We start from the raw sequence: 20,436 nt of genomic DNA on the forward strand, positions 1-20,436 counted from the left end.
GGTGGTCGAATTCTGTAGGACTCAGCCCGACCAGCCGCTCAAAGGAACGTGCTCTGGACGTCAACTTCTCCAGCCGCAACACGCCTCAAGCTACCCACTTCCACTCCTACTGCGCAACAGGTCTTGAAACCTGCATACAGTCCTCCAGGTCCTCCAGATGGCCGGGTCACAGCCCGCCTTCGGGTGGGCTGAGGATTGAAACCCGGCGCCACCCGTGCCTGCTGCCGCGACCGCCGCTGTCACAGCCCGCCTTCGGGTGGGCTGAGGATTGAAACGTAACCGTCTGCACCGTGGGGGAGGGGAGGGTGGGGTCACAGCCCGCCTTCGGGTGGGCTGAGGATTGAAACACCGCGCACTGTCCAGCGCCGCCCGCAGGCCATGTCACAGCCCGCCTTCGGGTGGGCTGAGGATTGAAACCACTGTGAGGGTCAGCAGCCGGTTTCCGCTGCCCCGTCACAGCCCGCCTTCGGGTGGGCTGAGGATTGAAACTGGAAGCAGGCCCTCCGGGAACAGGAGATGGCCGAGGTCACAGCCCGCCTTCGGGTGGGCTGAGGATTGAAACCTGACGGCGGCTGAGGTTACCGACGTCTGCCGCTGTCAATGCCTCTCACAGCCGGGTTCGAATCTCCCACAGCTCCGGGAAGAGCACCGTGTCCAGGGCGCGGCGCAGGTAGGCGGCCCCGCTCGTGCCGCCTGACCCCCGCTTAAAGCCAATCGTGCGCTCCACGGTGGTCATGTGGTTAAAGCGCCAGCGGCGAAAATTGTCTTCCACGTCCAGCAGCTTCTCGGCCAGTTCGTACAGGTCCCAGTAATGCGCGGGGTCGCGGTACACCTGCAGCCACGCGGCCAGGACGTCCTCGTTCAGGACGGGCGGCTGACTCAGGTCGCGGTTCAGGACCGCCTGGGGGATGGACAGGCCACGCGCGGCGACCAGGCGCAGAGTCAGGTCGTACACGCTGGGGGCCTGCATGGCCTCCTGCAGGGGCCCATGCAGGTCGGGGCGGTGCTCGTGCGGCCGCAGCAGGGCCTCAAAGCGGTTGCCCAGCAGAAATTCCACCATGCGGTAGGCAGCACTCTGAAAGCCAGACGCCTGCCCGAAGGCGTGGCGAAACTGCAGGTAGTCCGCCGGGGTCATGGTTTTCAGGACCTCCCAGGCGTTGGTCAGCTGCTCCTGGGCCCGCACCACCCGGGTCAGGCCCTTGAGGGGCGCGTCGGTGATGCCGGCTTCCAGCTGCGCCATGGCGGCGCGCAGCTCACGGATAATTAGCTCCAGCCACACCTCGCTGACATGGTGCACGGCAATAAAGAGGTGCTCGTCGTGCGCTGTCGTCACCGGGCGGTGGGCGCTTTTCAGGGTGTCCAGTTGCAGATAATCGCCGTAGCTGAGGCTGCGGGTAAAGTCCGTGTACGCCTGCTCGGGGGCGTCGGGGTGGTGCTCGGGGCGGCTCATGCGCGGGCCTCCAGGATGGTCTGCACGCCCCGGGCCGCGCGGTACACATCGGCAAACGAGTGATACAGCGGCGTCAACCCAAAGCGCAGGATGTCCGGCGTGCGGAAGTCGCCCACCAGACCCGCCGCAATCAGCTCGGCCATCACCTCGCGCGCCTGGGGGTGGCGGTAACTCACCTGAGAGCCGCGTTCGTGGTGGCCACGCGGCGTGACCAGCTCCAGGGACAGCCGCGCGCACGCGGGGTCCAGCCACCCAATAAAGGCGTCGGTCAGGGCCAGGGACTTGGCGCGCAGGACCTGCAGGTCCACGTCGGCAAAGGCGTCCAGGGCCGCGTCCAGGGCGCTCAGGCTCAGGACCATGGGCGTGCCGGTCACGAAGCGGCGGGCGCCGGGGGCCGGCACGTAGTCGCGCGCCATCTCGAAGGGGTCGGCGTGCCCCATCCAGCCGCTCAGGGCCACCGGGGCGCGGTCATGGTGCCGCCGGGCCACGTACAGAAAGGCTGGGGCCCCGGGACCGCCGTTCAGGTACTTGTAACCGCAGCCCACGGCAAAGTCGGCGCCCGCCGCGTTCAGCTCCACCGGAAAGGCCCCGGCCGAGTGCGCCAGATCCCAGACCGTCAGGACCCCCGCCGCCCGGGCCTGCGCACTGATGGCCGCCAGGTCCAGGCAACGGCCGGTGCGGTAGTCCACCTGGGTCAGCAGCACAGCGGCCACGTCGGCGCCCAGGTGGGCGCCCACCTCGCCGGCCGGCACGCGGCGCAGCTCAAAGCGGCCATCCAGCAGCGCGCTCAGGCCCTGGGCCACATACAGGTCGGTGGGAAAGTTGTCGGCGTCGGTCAGCAGCACGCGCCGTTCGGGGGGCGCCACGCCCAGGGCCGCCGCCAGCGCCTTGAAGGTATTCACGCTGGTGCTGTCGCCCACCGCCACCTCGTCGGGCTGCGCGCCGATCAGGCGGGCGATCTTGGCCGCCACGCGGTCGGGCAGCGCCATCCAGTCCCGGCCCTGGGCCGCCCCCAAGGTCCACGAGCCAATCAGGGCCTCACCCCACTCCTGCTCGGTCACCCCGCGCACGCGCGCTGCCACGCGGCGGCTCAGCGCGCCCAGGCTGTTGCCGTCCAGGTAGATCACGCCTTCTGGCAACAGAAAGTCCCCGCGCTTGTGGGCCAGGGGGTCACGGGCATCTAGGGCCAGCACTTCAGGGGGAACGGGCAGGGTCTGCAGGTCGGCCAGGGCCGTCTGGGTGGTCATGGTTCACTCCTTAGCAACGGTGCAACAGTGGGGCGGCGGGGCGAAATGCGGCCTACAGAGGGGCGCGCATCGGGCGGCCCAGATGCGCGCACCACCACGCATGCAGCACGCAGGCAATGGCGTTGGCCACCGCGTGGCGGCCGTGCCCGGCCAGAAAGAGACGACGTGCCCCTGGCCGGGCGGCCAGGCAGCGGCTTCCCACAGCAGGGGGGCACAGTCGTCTCACGCTGACTTCAGGGTACATGACCCGCCGCCACAGGGCCAGGAAACGGCCCAGGGAAAAGGCCCCCAGCCACAGGGGCCGGGGACCGGGGGCAGAGCTGAATTCAGTTGCCGGTGTAGAGCAGACGGTTGGGGCTGCCGGTGCCCGCGCCCGTCACCTTGCCGGTGGTGGCGGTATTGATGATGGCACTCGTGACGCTGCTGGTGGTGCTGTTGCCAGCGGCCAGCTTCAGGACAGCGGCGCCGGCCACGTGGGGAGAGGCCATGGAGGTGCCGGAGATGGTGTTGGTGGCGGAGGTGGAGCCGATCCAGGTGGAGGTGATGTTGCTGCCGGGGGCGAAGATATCCACGCAGCTGCCGAAGTTCGAGAAGGAGCTGCGGGCGTCCGTGTTCGTGGTGCTGCCCACGGTGATCGCACTGGCGGCACTGGCTGGCGAGACGTTACAGGCGTTCTGGTTCTCGTTGCCTGCGGCCACCACCATCACCAGGTTGCGGCTGGCGGCGTTGTTCACGGCGTCGTTCACAGCCTGACTGTAGCCCCCGCCCAGGCTCATGTTCGCCACGGCCTTGGCCGTGCCCTTGTTATTCAGTGCCCAGTTAACACCGGCAATGACGCCGGAGTTGCTGCCCGAGCCCTGGCAGTTCAGCACTTTGACGGCGACGAGGGTCGCACCCTTGGCCACGCCCCAGGTGCTGCCCCCCACGGTGCCGGCCACGTGCGTGCCGTGCCCCTGGCAGTCGGAGTTGTTGCCGTCCCCGGTGGTGTTCGTACCCCACACCGCGCGCCCACCAAAGTTGCTGTGCGCCGTGTTGATCCCCGTGTCAATGATGTAGGCGCGGATACCGCTGCCCGTGGCGTTGTACACATACGACCCGTTGAGGGGCAGGCTGCGCTGGTCAATGCGGTCCAGGCCCCAGGTGGCGCCGGTCTGGGTGGCGGTGGCGTGCATCACGCCGTCCTGCTCGATGTACTTCACGCGGGGGTCTGCCTGCAGCTTCTGCAGGTTCTCGGGGTTTAACTTGGCCGCAAAGCCGTTCAGAGCCACGCTGTAAAGGTGCTGAATCGTCACGCCCTGGGGGTCAAGGTTCAGACTTCCAATCAGGCCGCTGGCGTCCTGAGCGCTGAGGTCGCTGGCGACGTCATCCTTGAACACCACGATGTACTGCCCAGGAATGGCGTCGGGGTTGGCCGTGCCCAGCACTGGCGTACCGGCATTGGCGGCAGGCTCAGTGGCTTGGGGCGTGGTCGTGCTGGTTCCGCACGCGGCGAGGAGAAGGGTGAGCGCAAGGGCAGAGCTGGCAAGACGTGCGTTCATGGTGAACCTCCTGGGGTATTCCTCGGCCTCGCACAGCCATGTCTGCCCCAGAGACACAGAAACGTGCGCCTGAACAGAAGCATTGAGGTCGATCAGCTGTAGGAACGAAACGAATGATAGTCAGCGCACGATGCTGCCAACATGAGAATATTTTCCTTAGTGCCCAATCACCCCGGGCCAGATATTCAAATGTCAAGTTTTCCTGCACCAAAACGACCATTTTTATCGTCTTTTATAGTGGGACATCTTCCACTGGCAGCAGGGTCAGATGAGGACTGCTTTATCTCCTTCACGCTTTAGGACCGCCTGCATTGAAAGCAGGGGCTGGCAAAACGGGAAGAGATCCAAGGAGGTCAGCACCCCGGACAGGTGGCGTACCCCTCGCAGGAAGCTGCAGGGGCAGCCGCGTGCGTTTTCCTGCTCCCCTTGCCAGGACTGGGACCTCATGGTGAACCTCCTGGGGAATGGGGATGCGGCCCCTCGGTAACGCGCCGTGTTTGCCCGAACTGGCGCCGGGGCCAGCGGTGAGGGGTAAACCACGATCAGGTTGTGAGGTCGCCTTCCATGACAGCCGGCCCTGAGCATCCTTCAGATGAGGTTCAGCCTTGTCCCCTGCCATCTGGCAGGCATGGGACACCCAGGACGGTCCAGTGCGCCTGAAGAGCCCCATGGGCCCCGGCGTTCGGCTCCGCTGTCTGACCGAACAGTGAGGAGGATTGACGTTTCTTCATGAGGAATCTGATGCCCGGGTGCAGATAAAGGTGTGATGTCCCCCCTGCCGGGGGCATCCTGGTTTCCGGCGGTCAGGCTGGGCAAATCTGTCAGAGTACGGCTGACCTTTGTTGTCCACCTGGCCTCCGCTTCCCGTCCGGCGGCTCCCCGTCACGGAGCCTGTGTCCCGCCTGCCTTGAACGCGCTGCTGCACAGCCTATTTGTGAACCTGAGCGTGCTGATCACGTTCGCGTTTCTGCTGAGCCAGACCTACCGGGCGTGGCCGCCGCCCCCGGGCTGGCGCCTGCCCACCCTGCGGCTGCTGCTGACCATGCTGGCCACGGTGACGCTGTACCTGATGGCCACGCCCGAGCCGTCGGGGACCCGCATTGATCTGGCGCTGGTGCCTATTGCGATCATGGCGCTGCGCTACGGGGGCTGGGTGGGGGTGCTGTGCGGCCTGCCCGCCGCGCTGCTGCCGCTGGCCGGGCACGCCAGCGACGCGCTGATCAGCGTGCTGAACCTGCTGGCGGTCGCGGCCCTGGCGCACTCGCTGCGCTGGACCCTGAACATGCACGACGCCCAGGGTTCGCTGCGGCGCTACGGCTGGGCCGGCAGCCTGATCTTTCTGCCCAACGAACTGCCGCTGTGGCTGCTGGGCGACACCGAAACCCTGCTGCGGGTGTACCTGCCGGCCCTGGCTTTCCACATCCTGGGGTTCTGGGCCGTGGCGGTCATGATCACCAGCCGCGTGGCCCTGCTGCAAAGCACAGACCAGTTCCGGTTGCAGGCGCTGCAAGACGCCCTGTGTGGCCTGCCCAACCGCCGCCAGTTTGAACAGGACCTGCCCCTCACGGCCCCCGGAGACGCCCTGCTGCTCATTGATCTGGACCATTTCAAGCGCGTGAACGACGAGTTTGGCCATCCGGTAGGCGACGAGGTGCTGGCCGCCGTGGGCCGGGTGCTGGCCGACACCCTGCGCGGGCGTGACCGCGCCTACCGCTACGGTGGCGAGGAATTTGCCGTGATTCTGCGCCGGGTGCCCGCCGAGCGGCTGCCCCAGATTGCCCAGCGGCTGCGCGAGGCCGTGACCGGGCTGCGCTTTGCTCCGCCCCTGGGCGGCGTGACGGTGTCGATTGGCGGCGCGTCCTTTGGACCGTGGTCCAGCACCCGCACCCTGTGGCAGGCCGACGACGCGCTGTACCGGGTCAAGCAGTCGGGGCGCAATGGCGTGCGCATTGCCGCCCCGGGCGCCGCCCTGCCCGACAGCGGCCCCCTGCAGGCCCTGCTGGAAGCGGCGCCCCCGGTGCGCTGAAGCGGGGCCCACCCCCATCCCCCCCGGCCAGCGCGCGCAGACAGCGCGGGCATTGCAAGCCGGATCAGCTTCGGTACAGAACCTGGGGCTCACAATGGGCCGGTGGCCGAGCTGTGGGGCTGTGGCGCCCCAACCCAGCGCCCCAGATGCCTAAAGCCCAGTCCTCATGCTCCTCATCCAGCGCGAAAGCCCGCGCGGCACCATGACCCTGTTCCTGCCTCTCACCGCGCCTCCCCGTCGTCTTCCCCTGGCCTCTGGTGGGCCATAGCCTGAGCTGCGGTCCCTGGCTCACCCTGCCCCACTGCTGCGCGCCAGCCCCGGACGCGCCAAAGGACGGTGTTTGTCTCTCCGTGGTTCGCCTTCTGTTCGCTCTCGCCGCGTTCGCCCGGCCCATATGACCACGCCCCCGCTGGCACCTTCTCCCAGTGCCCAGCACCTGCAGCCCCAGTCCCTGCGGCTGCAGGTGCTGGGGCTACTGCTGGCGCTGTTTGTGCCGCTGGGCGTCAGTGCCCTGGTCCTGATTCCCGGGGTCATGAACGCCCGCTTTGCCCAGATTGAACGCGCGCAGTTGCAGCAGGCCGCTGAAATTGCCGCCGCCAACCTCAAGGCCGAAGAGGACCGGGTGGGCCTGTTCGTGCTGAATTTCAGCCTCTGGACCGAAACCTTTGAGTTCGCGGCTGGGCGCAATCCGGAGTATCTGGCCGCCAACCTGGTGCCCGGCACCTTCAAGGGTGGGCGGGTGGACTACTGGGGCATACAGGCGCCAGACGGCCGGGTGCTGTCGGCCGCCACGCTGCGCGGCGAACAGGTGGTGCCCGCCACCGGGGTGCTGCGCGCACTGTTTGCCCAGTTGCCCCAGCCGCTGCCGCCAGAGGGCCGCAGCGGCGTGGTGGCGCTGGAGGGGCGCCCGGTGGCGGTGGCCGCGCGGGTGATCACGCGTGACGATGGCCAGGGCCGGGGCGGAGTGATGCTGCTGGCCCGCGAACTGACCCCCGGGGTCCTGAGCGCCCTGATGTACGACCAGCGGGCGTTTGGCGCGCGCCTGAGCCCTGGCCCGCCGGCCCGCGTCACCTACCGCTTTGGCGCCGACCAGAGTCTGGCCCGCGCGCCGCTGGCGGCCCCCAGCGGGCCCCCGCAACTGGCCCTGGAGGTGCGCCAGACGCGCGCCGTATCGCAGGCGGGCGAGGTCACCACGCAGCAGTTGCGGCTGGCCGTTATTCTGGCGAGCCTGCTGACGGGCACGGGGCTGCTGTGGTTTCTGAACCGCCGGGTGCTGAACGTGGTCGAGGGCTACAAGCGCGACGTGCAGCAGATCGCCCGGAACCCGGTCCACCGCCTGGACGGCCGCGACCGCACCGAGCTGGGGCTGCTGGCCGGCACCATCAATGACCTGCTGGACCACCTGCAGGCCCGCGAGGCGCAGCTGCGAACCCGCGCCCAGCAGGACGAGCTGACCGGCGCCTATACCCTGGCGGGGCTGCTGGAAGAGCTGGGCGACCAGACGGTGTGCGGCGCCCTGGTGGTGGAGGTGCCCCGGCTGCAGGAGTGGACCGGGCTGTACGGCGAACACTTTGTGGACACCCTGATTGCGGCCCTGGCCGCCCGGTTGCGCGCCGCCGGACCGCAGCAGCTGTGCGCGCGGCTGTCGACCAGCACCCTGGCCCTGGTCACCCGCGCGCCGCAGGGCCTGGAGCCGGCGGCGCTGCTGGCGCAACTGGAACAGCCCTTCCGGCTGACCGAGGGCGAGGTGATGGTCAAACTCACGGCCGGCTCTGCCGGGGCGCCCGGCGGCCTGCCCGCGCAGACCCTGCTGCGCCACGCCGGCATTGCCCTGCAGCACGCCCTGGACCACCACGAGCCGCTGGGCCTGTTCACCGAAACGCTGCTGCGCCGCAGCCAGGAAGCGCACCTGCTCGAAACGCTGCTGCCGGGCGCAGCGGCCCGGGGCGAACTGTTTCTGGCCTACCAGCCGGTCATGGCCGTGCAGAGTGGCGCCTGGGTGAGTGTGGAGGCCCTGCTGCGCTGGACCCACCCGGTGCATGGCCCGGTATCGCCCGCCACCTTCGTGCCCATCGCCGAGCGCAGCGGACAGATTTACGCGCTGGGCGACTGGGCGCTGCGCGCGGCGGTGCGCGAGGTGTTGCAGGCCCGCGCGGTGTGGCCACAGGCGCGGGTGAACGTGAACGTGAGCCCGGTGCAGCTGCTCACGCCTGACTTCGCGGCGCAGGTCATGGCGGTGCTGGACACCCTGCAGGCCCCGGCTGACCTGCTGACCCTGGAAGTCACCGAATCCACCGTGATGCAGAATGTCTCGCTGGCCTGCACCCACCTGCGCCAGCTGCGCGAGGCGGGCGTGCGCGTGGCGCTGGACGACTTTGGCAGCGGGCATTCCAGTCTGGGCGTGCTGACCGAGCTGCCGCTGGACGTGGTGAAGCTGGACCGCTCGTTTCTGCGCGCCTCCCTGGGCGGCACCCAGCGCGCTGCCCTGCTGCACGGCTCTATTCGCCTGGCCAGCGACCTGGGGCTGGCGGTGGTGGCCGAGGGCGTGGAAGACGAGGCCATGCTGCAGCGCCTGCGTGACCTGGGCTGCACCTACGCGCAGGGCTACCACATCGCGCGCCCGCAGGCGCTGGCCACCCTGCTGGCGCAGCGGCCCGGCGCATCCCTGGGCCGACCGTCAGAGGTCTGAAAGAAAGCTGTGCGAACCGGGGGGTAAGCTGGGACCATGACACAGGTGGTGCCGGCTTCCCCCTCTTCCGCCCACTACGGGGCGTCCAGCCTGTCCGACGCCTGCCCGGCCCTCCTGCACAACGATGAACACCTGTACCGCCTGGGCCAGTCCCTGACGGTGCTGCACGCCCACAAGGGCACGGGCGCGCGCCTGCGCATCCTGATTCTGAAAGATGATCCGGTCAATCCCATGGTGCTGCAGGGCGACCGCCTGCTGCGCCCCAGCGCCACGCTGGGCCTGAAGGCCGAGCTGCGCCACCAGCAGCACCTGCAGGCCCGCTGCGCTGCCCCCCTGGGGGCGGACCCCACCCCGGTGGACCTGCTGGTGCGCGACAATCAGGTGCTGGAACTGCAGCTGGACTCGCTGGGCGACCCCCCCCGCATCAGCAGCGCCACGCTGGCTCTGGCCGCCGCCATTGACAGCGCTGCGCGTGCGCCGGCCCCCCGGGCGGCCTCCGGGCTGGGCCGCCTGTTCCGGCGCAGTCAGGACGAAGCGCCGCTGCACACCGACCAGGGCGCCGTGACCCGCACCATTCAGGAACTGCGCGCGGCCGTGCAGCAGTTGCTGGTCACGCCGTTCGCCACCCTGACGCTGGAGTGGGACGACGTTCCGGACATGACCTGAGCGGCAGCCGGGGAATCCTGGTCCGGGGTCTGATACGGGACGCCTCTGATGCCAAAGCCTCCTGGGAAAAGCGCAGGAGTGCTGTTTCATCGCCGGAGTCCCGACTTTTCTTGCGTTCGCTCTGCGAGGCAACTCTGCGAGTCTGCTCACTCCTCGCCTTCGGCTCACCTGAGTTTCGTGTAATACGGGTTCCGAAAAGTTCCGCAACGTGTTACGGAACTTTTGCGACCAGAGGGAGCAGGAAAGAAGGCGGATTTCCGGGAATTGAAGGAACATCCGGCTCTTTCCCGGATGTGACGGAAATGGACGGCAGTCCGTATAATGTCCCTCTCCGGAACATCCGTTCCTGTTCCTGCCGTGCTCCGCAGCTCCGCAAGGCCCCCGGTTGGCACCATTGCGTCATACGGCTTGCGGAAAGTTCCGTAACGCCTTACGGCATTGTCCGGACCGGAGGGAACGAGGAAAAGAGGATTCAAACCGAACAGCCTGCGGCCGCGGCCCAGCACTGTTGACCGGCGGCAGGCGAGACCGGCCCGCTGTGCCCGGCCGCCGCTGTCAGAATGGGGGCATGACTGCTGGGAACTGGTGGACCGCTTGACCCTGACCCTGGGCCTGGACGCTGGGGGCAGCGCCACCAAATGGGCGCTGTGCCGCGCGGGCGTGCCTGTGGCGGCCGGGCAGGCGCCGCCGCTGACGGCTGGCCTGCTGCGCACCCCCCAGGGCCCGGCCAGCCTGGAAGCCCTGTGTGCGGCGCTGCCGGGGCAGCCGGCGGCCGTCCACGCGGGGCTGCCCGGCCTGGGCAGCGGCACGCCCGCCGCCGAGGCGGTGGCCGACACCCTGGCGCACGCCCTGGGTGTCAGCCGCCGCGCCCTGAGTGTGGAAAGCGACCTGGATCTGGCCTACCGCGCCCACCTCGCGCCCGGCGCGGGCGTGCTGCTGTACGCCGGCACCGGCAGCGTGGCCTACCACGTCACCCGGGGCGGTGAGGTGCTGCGCGCGGGGGGACGGGGCTTTTTAATTGGCGATGACGGCGCGGGCTTCAGCCTGGGGCGCGCGGCGCTGCGGGCGGTCACCGATCAGCTGGACGCCGGGGAGCTGCCCGGCGGCCCCCTGGCCCAGGAAGTCGCGGCCGTGGCTGGCGGCCTGGACTGGGACACGCTGCGGGCCTTTGCCTACGCGGGCCCGGGCGCGGGCGCTGTGGCCCGGCTGGCCCCCGCCGTGGGCCGCGCCGCCGACGCCGGTGACCCGGTGGCCACCGCCCTGCTGTACGAGGCGGCCCAGGCCCTGGCCACCCTGGCGCGGCGGGTGCAGGCCCGCACCGGCCCCCTGCCCGTCACGGCCACGGGCGGCGCGCTGCGCATTTCGCCGCTGTTCACGGCCGCCCTGGGGCGCGCGCTGCCCGGGGTTTCGGTGCAGCAGCGCGACCACGCTCAGGCAGCGGCGCGCTACGCCGAGCGGCACCTGGGCTGAGGAAGGGGAGATGAGCAGGGAAGAGGGGCCGGAGCTCCTTGCCCCGGCCCCTTCAGTTCAGCAGCGCCCGCCCCGCGTCCTCTGGGCCCGCACCCTCGGCGGCCTGGATCACCACCTCCACCAGTTCAGGGTCAAACTGCTGCCCGGCCTGGGCCCGCAGCTCGGCCACGGCGGCCTCGTGGGTCCAGGCGCGCTTGTAGGGCCGCTCACTGGTCAGGGCGTCATACACGTCGCACAGGGCGAACAGCCGCCCCTCCACGCTGATCCTCTCAGCCTGCTTCCCCGCCGGGTAGCCGCGCCCGCTCCAGTGCTCGTGGTGGTCCTGAATGACGTTCAGGGCCACTGGAGGCAAAAAGGCCAGGGCGCGGGCAAAGCGCTCGCCGGCTTCCACATGCGAGCGCATGGTGGCCCACTCCTCATCGGTCAGTCGCCCGGGTTTGAGCAGCACCGCGTCGGGAATGGCAATCTTGCCAATGTCGTGCAGGTAGGCGCCCCAGCGCAGCGCCTCCAGGTGGTCGCCTGCCCAGCCCAGGCTCTGGGCGGCGCGCAGGGCCAGCCGGGTCACGCGGTCGGTGTGGCCGTGGGTTTCGCCGTCGCGCGCTTCGAGCATCAGGCCCAGGGCGCGCAGGGCCGCCTCGCGGGTCTGCCGGGCGTCCTCCTCGGCAGCCAGTCGCCCGGACAGCGCCGCCACCGTGCCCGACACCAGGGTGAACAGCGCCACCTCGGCCGGCTGCCAGCAGTGTGGGCTGAGGGTGTGCATCAGGAACGCGCCCAGCAGCCGGCCATCGCTGGCCCGCACCGGGGCCGCCGCCACACTGGCCACGCCGAGTTCGGGAAAGCCGGCGGTTACGGCGCTGGCCCGCGTGTCGTCCACGAACAGGGGCGCCCCGGCGCGCAGCGCCTGCAGCAGGGGCGTGTCCACCGGCAGGCCGTGGGCGGCAATGGCCTCCATACCGGCCGTGGCAGGCATCTCGCCCGTGGCGGCGCGCACCCGGTACGCCAGATCCAGGCTTTCCAGCTGAAAGTACGCCGAGCCCACAGCGGCCGTGTCGCTGACCAGTTTTTCCAGGGTGGGGGTCACGCCGGCCGCCAGGGTGCGCGCTGCCAGCACCAGCCCGGTCAGGTGAAGCATCTCTTGGGCGGCGCGTTCGCCCGCCGGGGTGTGGTCATAAGCGGCCGGGCCCGTCATGGACAGCAGTTTAGATTCAGCGTTCTTTCAGAACTCCTTCACCTGGGGCCTGCAGCAGGGCCTGCGCCGTGCGGTCATCCACGATCAGGGTGCGCAGCAGCCCGCCCGCCAGCGCCGCGCGCAGCGCCGCCACCTTGCCCAGCCCGCTGACCACGCACAGGCTCTGGGGCGCGCGCCGGATCAGGGTCAGGGCGGGGCCGCTGCTGCGCGCATTGATGGGCAGGCCAGCCGAGGTGCCGTCGGCCCGGAAGAACACGGTGGCAATGTCGCCTGCCACTCCCTGGGCCTGCAGTTCGTGGCGGTCGGCGGCCGTCAGCGCGCCGGCAGCGTACACGTGGCTGGGCACCTGGGCCGCTGGCGAGCCCACCGAGTACAGCAGCACGTCGGCGCGGGCCTGAAGTGCCAGCACATGCTGCACGCTGCGTTCGCGCCACATGGCCGCGCGGGTGGTGGGGTCGTCGAAGAAGGTGGGCACGGGAAACAACCACGCACGCGCTCCAAACGCCCGGGCAAAGCGGGTCATGGTGTCGGTCACCAGGCCATCGTGAAAATCCAGGGCGCTGGCGCTGCCGTTGAGCTGCACAATCTGCAGTTCGGGCACCGGGCGTGGGGTCAGGGCGCGCGACACGGCGCCCACAGTGGTGCCCCAGGCCAGCCCCAGCACCTGCCCCGGGCGCAGGGTCTCTTCCAGTCGCCGCGCGGCGGCCACTGCCACCCGCTCCAGCCACGCGGTTTCGGGGCTCTGCGGCGGCACCGGCACCACCTGCGGGGTCAGGAAGGGGTAGCGTGCGCGCAGCTGCGCCTCCAGGGCCTGCGGCGCGCCCTGTGGGTCGTGAATACGGATCTCCACCAGCCCGCTGCGCCGCGCGTGCGACAGCAGCCGGCTGACCTTGGGGCGTGAAAGCCCCAGCTCACGGGCGATGGCCCCGGTGGTCAGGCCCTGGTGGTAGTACAGCCGCGCCACGCGCACCGCCTGAACCTCCAGCGCATCGGTCATGCCCGGCAGCATACGGCAGCGGACCTCAGGGTGAACAGATGTTCACCAGCATTGACATTCTGTTCAGCCGGTGGTGTGATCGGGCTCTGTTCGCCTGTTGTCTCTCAGTGCTGTCACAGGAGCCGCATGACCCAGTTCATTCTTGCCCTCGACCAGGGCACGACCAGCAGCCGCGCCATCGTCTTTGACCACCAGGGCCAGATTCGCCACCTGGCCCAGAAGGAATTCACCCAGCACTTTCCCCGCCCCGGCTGGGTGGAGCACGACCCGCGCGAGATCTGGAGCACGCAGCTGGGCGTGGTGCAAGAAGCCCTGGCGGGCGCCGGGCTGCGCGCAGGCGACCTGGCCGCCATTGGCATCACCAACCAGCGCGAGACGGTGATCGTGTGGGACCGCGCCAGCGGCGAGCCCATCTATCCGGCCATCGTGTGGCAGGACCGCCGCACCGCCGCCGAATGCGAGGCCCTGCGCGCCGCTGGGCACGAGGACCTGATCCGCGAGAAGACGGGGCTGCTGCTGGACCCCTATTTCAGCGGCACCAAGCTGGCCTGGATTCTGGACCATGTGCCCGGCGCCCGCGTGCGGGCCGAGCGCGGCGAGCTGGCCTGCGGCACCGTGGACAGCTGGCTGCTGTACCACCTGACGGGCGGCGAATGCCACCTGACCGATGTCTCCAACGCCAGCCGCACCCTGCTGCTGAACATCCACACGGGCGAGTGGGACGACGAACTGCTGGCCCTGCTGCGCATTCCGCGCGCGCTGTTGCCCGGGGTGCGGCCCAGCAGCGAGGTCTACGGCGAGACGGCGCCGGGCCTGCTGGGCGCGCGGGTGAAGATTGCGGGCATGGCCGGCGACCAGCAGGCGGCCACCTTCGGGCAGGTGTGCCTGCGGCCCGGCATGGCCAAAAACACCTACGGCACCGGCTGTTTCATGCTCATGAACACGGGCCCGGGAGCGGTGCGCAGCCCCAGCCGCCTGCTGACCACCGTGGCCTGGGACCGGGGGCAGGGGCGCACCTACGCCCTGGAGGGGTCGGTGTTCGTGGCCGGCGCGGTGGTGCAGTGGCTGCGCGACGGCCTGGGCCTGATCCGCGACGCCGCCGAGATTGAAGCCCTGGCCACCGGGGTGCCGGACAGCGGCGGGGTGTATCTGGTGCCCGCCTTTGTGGGCCTGGGCGCCCCGTACTGGGATCCCTACGCGCGCGGCACGGTGGTGGGCCTCACACGCGGCACCACCCGCGCGCACCTGGCCCGCGCGGCGCTGGACAGTGTGGCGTTTCAGGCGGCCGACCTGCTGGGCGCCATGGTGCAGGACAGCGGCGTGACCCTGTCCGAATTGCGGGTGGACGGCGGGGCCAGCCGCAACAATCTGCTGATGCAGGCGCAGGCTGATCTGCTGGGCGTGACGGTCACGCGCCCCAGGGTGACCGAAACCACGGCGCTGGGCGCCGCCTTTCTGGCCGGGCTGGCGGTGGGCTACTGGCAGAGTGAAGCCGAACTGGAAGCCCTGTGGCAGGTGGACCGCTCCTTCGAGCCGGCCCTGGGCGCCGACGAGCGAGAGCGCCGCGTGCGTCAGTGGCGCCGCGCGGTGGAACGTAGCCGCGCCTGGGCCCAGGAGGACGAGGCATGACGGACGTGGTGACGGGCGCGGGCGCCCGCCGGGTGAACCTGCATGCGGCGCTGAATGAAGGCGTGTGGGACCTGCTGGTGATCGGGGGCGGCGCCTCGGGGCTGGGCACGGCGCTGGACGCCGCCACGCGCGGCTACCGGGTACTGCTGCTCGAAGCGCGCGACTACGCCCAGGGCACCAGCAGCCGCTCGACCAAGCTGGTGCACGGGGGCGTGCGCTATCTGGCACAGGGAAACGTGGCCCTGGTGCGCGAGGCGCTGTATGAACGCGGCCTCCTCAAGCGGAACGCGCCCCATCTGGTGCACGATCTGGGCTTTCTGATCGCCGCCTACCACTGGTGGGCCACGCCCTTTTACGGCATCGGGCTCAAGCTGTACGACCTGCTGGCCGGGCGCCTGAACCTGCGCGCCAGCCGCCCGGTGGGGGCCGCCGAGGCCCTGCGCGGCATTCCCACGCTGGTGCGCCCGGGCCTGAAGGGCGGCGTGCTCTACTTCGACGGGCAATTTGACGACGCCCGGCTGGCCATCACGCTGCTGCGCACCCTGCAGAACTTTGGCGGCGTGGCCCTGAACCACGCCCCCGTGCTGGGGCTGGTGCAGGAGGGCGGTCAGGTGCGGGGAGCCCGCTTTCGCGACGAGGAAACCGGGCAGACCCATGAAGTGCGCGCCCGCATGGTGGTCAACGCCACCGGGGTCTTCGTGGACGAGGTGCGGCGCCTGGAGCGCCCCGACGCCCCGGCGCTGCTCTCGCCCAGCCAGGGGGTGCATGTGGTGGTGCCCCGGCGCTTTCTGCCCGGCGGGCACGCCCTGATGGTGCCCCGCACCGATGATGGCCGGGTGCTGTTCGCCGTGCCCTGGCACGACCGCGTGGTGATCGGCACCACCGACACGCCGGTGCCCGGGGTGGGCGCCGAGCCGCGCGCCCTGCCCCAGGAAGTGGACTTTATTCTGGAGACCGCCGCGCGCTACCTCTCGCCCGCGCCCGGGCGCGACGACGTGCTGAGCGTATTTGCTGGCCTGCGCCCGCTGGTGAAAAGTGGCGGGCGCGGCGAGACCAAGAGCCTCTCGCGCGACCATACCCTGCAGCTCAGCGAAGGCGGGCTGCTGACCCTGACAGGCGGCAAGTGGACCACCTACCGCCACATGGCCGAGGACACCGTGAACCGCGCCGCCGCCCACGCCGGACTGCCCGCGCGCCTGAGCCTGACCCGGGGCCTGAAGTTGCACGGCGCCTGCGCCGAACCGCGGCCTGCGCCCTGGCAGGTGTACGGCACCGACGCCGCGCGCGTGCAGGCCCTGCCCGGCGCCGAGGTAAAGCTGCACCCCGATCTGCCGTATGTGGAAGCCCAGGTGCGCTGGGCCGCGCGCATGGAGCAGGCCCGCACCGTGGAGGACGTGCTTTCGCGCCGGTTGCGCGCCCTGCTGCTGGACGCCCGCGCCAGCCTGGAGGCCGCTCCACGTGTGGCCGAACTGCTGGCCGAGGAACTGGGCCAGGACCACGCGTGGCAGGCAGCGCAGGTGGGGACCTACCGCGCGCTGGCCCAGGGTTACCTGCTGCCTAGTCCCTCAGCGAGCTGAGGTCCGCGTCCTCGGCGCTCTGGGCCCGCCAGTCGCGCAGCCACGTCAGCAGTTCAGCCGGGGGCATGGGGCGGGCAAACAGGTAGCCCTGCATGGCGGCGCAGTCCAGGTTCAGCAGGCTGCGGGCCTGCTCGGGCGTTTCCACCCCCTCGGCAATCACGCCCAGGTTCAGGCTGCGGCCCAGGGCCACCACGGCCTCCACCACCGCCAGCGCCTGGGCATCGTCCGGCAGGGTCTTCAGGAACGAGCGGTCAATTTTCAGGGTGTTGACCGGAAAGGCGCGCAGGTAGCTGAGGCTGGAATAGCCGGTGCCGAAGTCGTCAATGGACACGCACACGCCCAGGGCCCGCAGCGCGCCCAGGGTCTGCTGCACCCGTTCCAGGTCGGCCATCAGCATGCTCTCGGTGAGTTCCAGTTCCAGCAGGCGCGGGCTCAGGCCACTGCCCTGCAAGCAGCGCTGCACTGTAGCCAGAAACCCGGGGTCGGTAAATTGCAGCGGCGAGATATTGACTGATACCGGCACGTCGTGGCCGCACTGCTGGGCCCAGGCGCGGCTCTGGGCGCAGGCAGTTTCCAGCACCCAGGCACCCAGCGGCACAATCAGGCCGCTTTCCTCGGCCAGGGGAATGAAGTCCATGGGCGACACCGCCCGGCCGTCCGGGCGCACCCAGCGCAGCAGCGCCTCGGCGCCCAGCACCTCGCGGGTCCAGAGGTTGACCTTGGGCTGATACACCAGCGAGAATTCACGGCGCTCGAAGGCCTGGCGCAGTTCAGTCTGCAGGCTCTGGCGCGCCAGGATGGCCTCGTGCAGCGCGCGCGAGAAGAAGCGGTGGCGCCCGCGTCCCTCGGCCTTGGCGCGGTACATGGCGGCGTCGGCGTGCTGCAGCAGCACGTCGGTGCTCTCGCCGTCGTCGGGGTACAGGGCCACGCCCACGCTGAAGCCAATGTCCAGCTGATGCCCGGCCACGTGGTAGGGCACGGTGAGCGCCTCGGTCAGCTTGGCCAGCACGTTTTCCACATGGTCGGCCTCGCGCATGTCGGGCAGCAGCACGATAAATTCGTCGCCCCCCTGGCGGCTGACCGTGTCCGAGGCCCGCAGCGCTCCGCGCAGGCGCCCGGCGATGGCCCTCAGCAGTTCGTCGCCCACATGGTGGCCCAGCGAATCGTTGACGTTCTTGAAGTGGTCCAGGTCGAGAAACAGCACCGCAAAGCGCGTGCCCTGGCGCTGGGCGCGGCCAATGGCCTGTGACACCCGGTCGCGCAGCAGCACCCGGTTGGGCAGGTCGGTCAGGGCGTCGTGCTGCGCGAGGTGGGTCATGCGCACGGCCATGGCCCGGGCCTCGGAGACATCGTGAAAGACCAGCACGGCGCCCAGCAGCTCGCCCTGCTCGTTCAGGATCGGCGCCGCTGAATCCTCGATGCTGAAATAGGCCCCGCCCTGACTGCGCAGCAGCGTGTTGGCCGCCAGCCCCAGGGTTTCGCGCTCGCTCAGGGCGCGGCGCAGCGGATTGGGCAGCGGCTGGCGCGAGCTTTCTTCCAGCAGCGGCATCACCGTTTCGATGGGCTGCCCCGTCGCCTCGGCCAGCGCCCAGCCGGTCATGCGCTCGGCCGTGGGGTTCAGGAAGGTGACCCGGCCTTCAGGGTCAGTGGTGATGACCCCGTCACCAATCGACGCCAGCGTCACGCGGGCCAGTTCCCGCTGCTCGGTCAGGGCACGCTCGGCGGCCTTGCGCGCGGTGATGTCGGTGCCCAGCGAGAAAAAGCCCCGGACCTCGCCCCCCTGCAGGTCGGGCACGTACACCAGCTCTATGAAGCGCAGCTGGCCGCTGGCCCGGGTCAGCTGGCGCTCAAAGCGCATCGTTTCACCGGCCAGGACCCGCCTGATCATCGGCTGGTTCTGGGCATACAGCGCCTCGCCAATCACGTCCCGGATGTGCTGGCCGCGCACCTGGGCGGGCGTCAGGCCAAACCAGTCCAGGTAGGTGGGGTTGCCAAAGCGGTTGTGCAGCGTGGTGTCCCAGTACCCGATCAGCGCTGGCAGGTTGTCCAGCAGCAGCTGCAGGTCCTGGGTGGTGCGCACCTGCGCAGTGATGTCGGTCTGGGTGCCCACCACACGCCGGGGCTGGCCGGCCTCGTCCCACGCCGTGACCCGCCCGCGCACCTGAAAGACGTGCCACTCGCCGCTGGCGGGCCGGGCGCGGTACTGCGCATGCAGGGGCCGGTCACCAGTCAGGTGGGCGCGGTAAGTGGCCTGCAGCGCCGGCAGATCGTCGGGATGCACCTGTGCCAGCCACGTTGCCAGGCTCACCGGCTCGTGGGCCGCGAGCCCCAGCTGCGCCCGGAAGGTGTCCGAGACAAACAGCTCGCCGCCCGGCAACTGCCAGTCCCAGATGCCGTCCTCGGTGGCGTCCAGCGCCAGTCTCAGCCGCTCGTTGACATCCTGCAGCTGGGCCTCGCGTTCCACCTGCGCCGTGATGTCCTGAATCTGCGAGACAAAAAAGGCCGGCGAGCCGTCCTCGTGCACAATCAGCGAGACGTGCAGTTCTATCCAGATCAGCTGTCCGTCCTTGCGCCAGTAACGTTTGCGCAGTTCGTACTGGTCCAACTCGCGCGCCAGCACGCGCCGCAGCAGCGCCAGGTCGCTGTCCAGATCGTCCGGGTGGGTGATGTCCTGAAAGGTCAGGGCCTGCAATTCGGCGGGGGCGTAGCCCAGCATGCGGCTCAGGGCGTCATTCACCTGCAGGAAACTGCCTTCCAGGGACACCAGCGCAATACCCATGGGTGAGCGCCGGAACATGGCCGCAAACAGCTGGGCCTCGTGCTCAGGCATGACGCCGGTTCCAGATCAGCCCGCAGTGCGCCTGACCAGCGGGCACCAGACCGGCACCGGAAAGCCGGACAGAGACGGCATCCGGAGAAACAGACTGCCCGGACAGACGTAGAGAAGGGGCCATTAAGGAAAGTCTAATCCGGCGGCGGCGTGCGTGGCATGTCCCGCCGGTGGGGGTTGCGTGACCAGGTGGGCCGTGAGCGCCAGCACCACCAGCAGCGCCAGGGCCTCGCGCCGCAGCGGCCAGGTGAGCGGGCGCCCCCGCGCCAGGGCCCGCCTGACGCCCAACGCCAGCAGCAGCGCCAGGGCCACTGTGCCCAGTTTCAGCGCCAGGGCCTGGGTGTAGGGGGTACCGGGCCAGACCAGCGGCCAGCGCAGATGCTCGGCTGCCATTGCCAGCCCCGTCAGGGCCAGGACCGCCACGCACAGCGCCGCCACCCGGGAAAAGCGCCGGGCCAGCCCCGGGGTGCCCCGGCGCAGCAGGCTCAGCACGCCGCCCAGCCACAGGCACATGGCGGCGGCGTGCGCGGCGTGCAGGGCGCGCATGCCCACGCCGTGCCCGGCGCCGTGACCCACGCCTGCCGCGCCCCACAGCACCACCCCCGCCGCCAGCGGCAGGGCCGGCCAGGGCCAGCGCCCCGTCTCGGCGGCCAGCAGCAGCGCCGCGCCCAGCAGGCCCGTCAGGATGGCCCGGCCCGGCCCGGTGCCCGTCAGGTAGGCCAGCACGTCCCCTGGCGCGGTAAAGCCCAGGGCGCCCAGCGTCAGCCCCACCTGCCCGCCCCAGCCCAGCAGCAGCAGCCCGGCCCCCAGGGCAGGCACCCACAGGCGGGGCCAGCCGGGGGTCAGGGCGCGCCGCGACAGCACGCCCCCCAGCAGCAGCACCAGCCCCAGGTGGGCGGCCCCGGTCAGCAGCGCCCGCACGGCTCAAGTCTCTCGCGGTTGCTCTGAAGATCAACCGAGCAGGGCAAGGAGCGAACAAAGGCCCTCGCCCTGGGAATGGGAATAATACGGGTTCCGAAAAGTTCCGTAACACGTTGCGGAACTTTTCCGACCAGAGGGAGCAGGAAAGAAGGCGGATTTCCGGGAATTGGACTGGCACAGCGCCGAAGGCGGGGAACATGCGGCTCT

At 69.9% G+C, this 20,436-nt stretch carries 14 protein-coding genes and 1 CRISPR repeat array; of the genes, 6 read left to right on the forward strand and 8 right to left on the reverse strand.

Annotated elements, in window-relative coordinates:
• Window positions 1–165: 165 nt before the first annotated feature.
• Window positions 166–562: direct repeats of the CRISPR family, unit length 37 nt; unit sequence GTCACAGCCCGCCTTCGGGTGGGCTGAGGATTGAAAC.
• 45 nt (window positions 563–607) lie between these two features.
• The 4 genes from kynA to C8263_RS06565 all read right to left on the reverse strand — a co-directional run bounded on the left by kynA (window position 608) and on the right by C8263_RS06565 (window position 4,235).
• Window positions 608–1,450 (reverse strand): tryptophan 2,3-dioxygenase, encoded by an 843-nt coding sequence (kynA, locus tag C8263_RS06555; protein ID WP_107137332.1) that lies wholly within the window; start codon window positions 1,448–1,450, stop codon window positions 608–610.
• A complete protein-coding gene (gene kynU / locus C8263_RS06560) occupies window positions 1,447–2,697 on the reverse strand; it encodes a kynureninase (protein ID WP_107137333.1) in 1,251 nt (416 codons plus the stop codon). The genes kynA and kynU overlap by 4 nt, the downstream gene beginning before the upstream one ends.
• A gap of 52 nt (window positions 2,698–2,749) precedes the next feature.
• The gene (locus tag C8263_RS19250; RefSeq protein WP_158263754.1) at window positions 2,750–2,923 is read right to left on the reverse strand and encodes a hypothetical protein; all 174 of its coding nucleotides are present in this window, start codon (window positions 2,921–2,923) and stop codon (window positions 2,750–2,752) included.
• A gap of 100 nt (window positions 2,924–3,023) precedes the next feature.
• Window positions 3,024–4,235, reverse strand: coding sequence for a S8 family peptidase (locus tag C8263_RS06565; protein ID WP_107137334.1), 1,212 nt, complete (start codon window positions 4,233–4,235; stop codon window positions 3,024–3,026).
• Between the two features lie 907 nt (window positions 4,236–5,142).
• Between C8263_RS06565 and C8263_RS06575 the strand changes: the two genes are divergently transcribed.
• The 4 genes from C8263_RS06575 to C8263_RS06590 all read left to right on the forward strand — a co-directional run bounded on the left by C8263_RS06575 (window position 5,143) and on the right by C8263_RS06590 (window position 11,086).
• Complete coding sequence (locus tag C8263_RS06575; protein WP_158263755.1) at window positions 5,143–6,261, forward strand: GGDEF domain-containing protein; 1,119 nt, start codon at window positions 5,143–5,145, stop codon at window positions 6,259–6,261.
• A 394-nt stretch (window positions 6,262–6,655) separates the two neighbouring features.
• Window positions 6,656–8,950, forward strand: a complete 2,295-nt coding sequence (locus tag C8263_RS06580) for a putative bifunctional diguanylate cyclase/phosphodiesterase (RefSeq protein ID WP_107137337.1) — start codon at window positions 6,656–6,658, stop codon at window positions 8,948–8,950.
• 36 nt (window positions 8,951–8,986) lie between these two features.
• Window positions 8,987–9,616, forward strand: a complete 630-nt coding sequence (locus tag C8263_RS06585) for a hypothetical protein (protein WP_107137338.1) — start codon at window positions 8,987–8,989, stop codon at window positions 9,614–9,616.
• A 585-nt stretch (window positions 9,617–10,201) separates the two neighbouring features.
• Window positions 10,202–11,086 carry an N-acetylglucosamine kinase gene (locus tag C8263_RS06590; RefSeq protein WP_107137339.1) on the forward strand — a complete coding sequence of 295 codons (885 nt, stop codon included), beginning with the start codon at window positions 10,202–10,204 and terminating at the stop codon, window positions 11,084–11,086.
• A gap of 52 nt (window positions 11,087–11,138) precedes the next feature.
• Here C8263_RS06590 and C8263_RS06595 read toward each other — a convergent pair whose 3' ends face one another.
• Together C8263_RS06595 and C8263_RS06600 are read right to left on the reverse strand one after the other, a co-directional pair.
• Window positions 11,139–12,275, reverse strand: a complete 1,137-nt coding sequence (locus C8263_RS06595) for an HD-GYP domain-containing protein (RefSeq protein WP_107137340.1) — start codon at window positions 12,273–12,275, stop codon at window positions 11,139–11,141.
• Window positions 12,276–12,291: 16 nt separating this feature from the next.
• Window positions 12,292–13,272 carry a sugar-binding transcriptional regulator gene (locus C8263_RS06600; protein ID WP_107137484.1) on the reverse strand — a complete coding sequence of 327 codons (981 nt, stop codon included), beginning with the start codon at window positions 13,270–13,272 and terminating at the stop codon, window positions 12,292–12,294.
• A 126-nt stretch (window positions 13,273–13,398) separates the two neighbouring features.
• Between C8263_RS06600 and glpK the strand changes: the two genes are divergently transcribed.
• Both glpK and C8263_RS06610 read left to right on the forward strand, forming a co-directional pair.
• Window positions 13,399–14,901 (forward strand): glycerol kinase GlpK, encoded by a 1,503-nt coding sequence (gene glpK / locus C8263_RS06605; protein ID WP_107137341.1) that lies wholly within the window; start codon window positions 13,399–13,401, stop codon window positions 14,899–14,901.
• The gene (locus C8263_RS06610; protein WP_107137342.1) at window positions 14,898–16,478 is read left to right on the forward strand and encodes a glycerol-3-phosphate dehydrogenase/oxidase; all 1,581 of its coding nucleotides are present in this window, start codon (window positions 14,898–14,900) and stop codon (window positions 16,476–16,478) included. The genes glpK and C8263_RS06610 overlap by 4 nt, the downstream gene beginning before the upstream one ends.
• Here the strand turns inward: C8263_RS06610 and C8263_RS06615 are convergent.
• Both C8263_RS06615 and C8263_RS06620 read right to left on the reverse strand, forming a co-directional pair.
• Window positions 16,459–19,308, reverse strand: coding sequence for a sensor domain-containing protein (locus tag C8263_RS06615; RefSeq protein WP_107137343.1), 2,850 nt, complete (start codon window positions 19,306–19,308; stop codon window positions 16,459–16,461). The two genes, C8263_RS06610 and C8263_RS06615, sit on opposite strands and share 20 nt — an antisense overlap.
• Before the next feature lie 123 nt (window positions 19,309–19,431).
• Window positions 19,432–20,229 (reverse strand): CopD family protein, encoded by a 798-nt coding sequence (locus C8263_RS06620; RefSeq protein WP_107137344.1) that lies wholly within the window; start codon window positions 20,227–20,229, stop codon window positions 19,432–19,434.
• Between the last annotated feature and the right edge of the window lie 207 nt (window positions 20,230–20,436).

This window comes from Deinococcus arcticus (genome assembly GCF_003028415.1).
Lineage (GTDB): Bacteria > Deinococcota > Deinococci > Deinococcales > Deinococcaceae > Deinococcus > Deinococcus arcticus.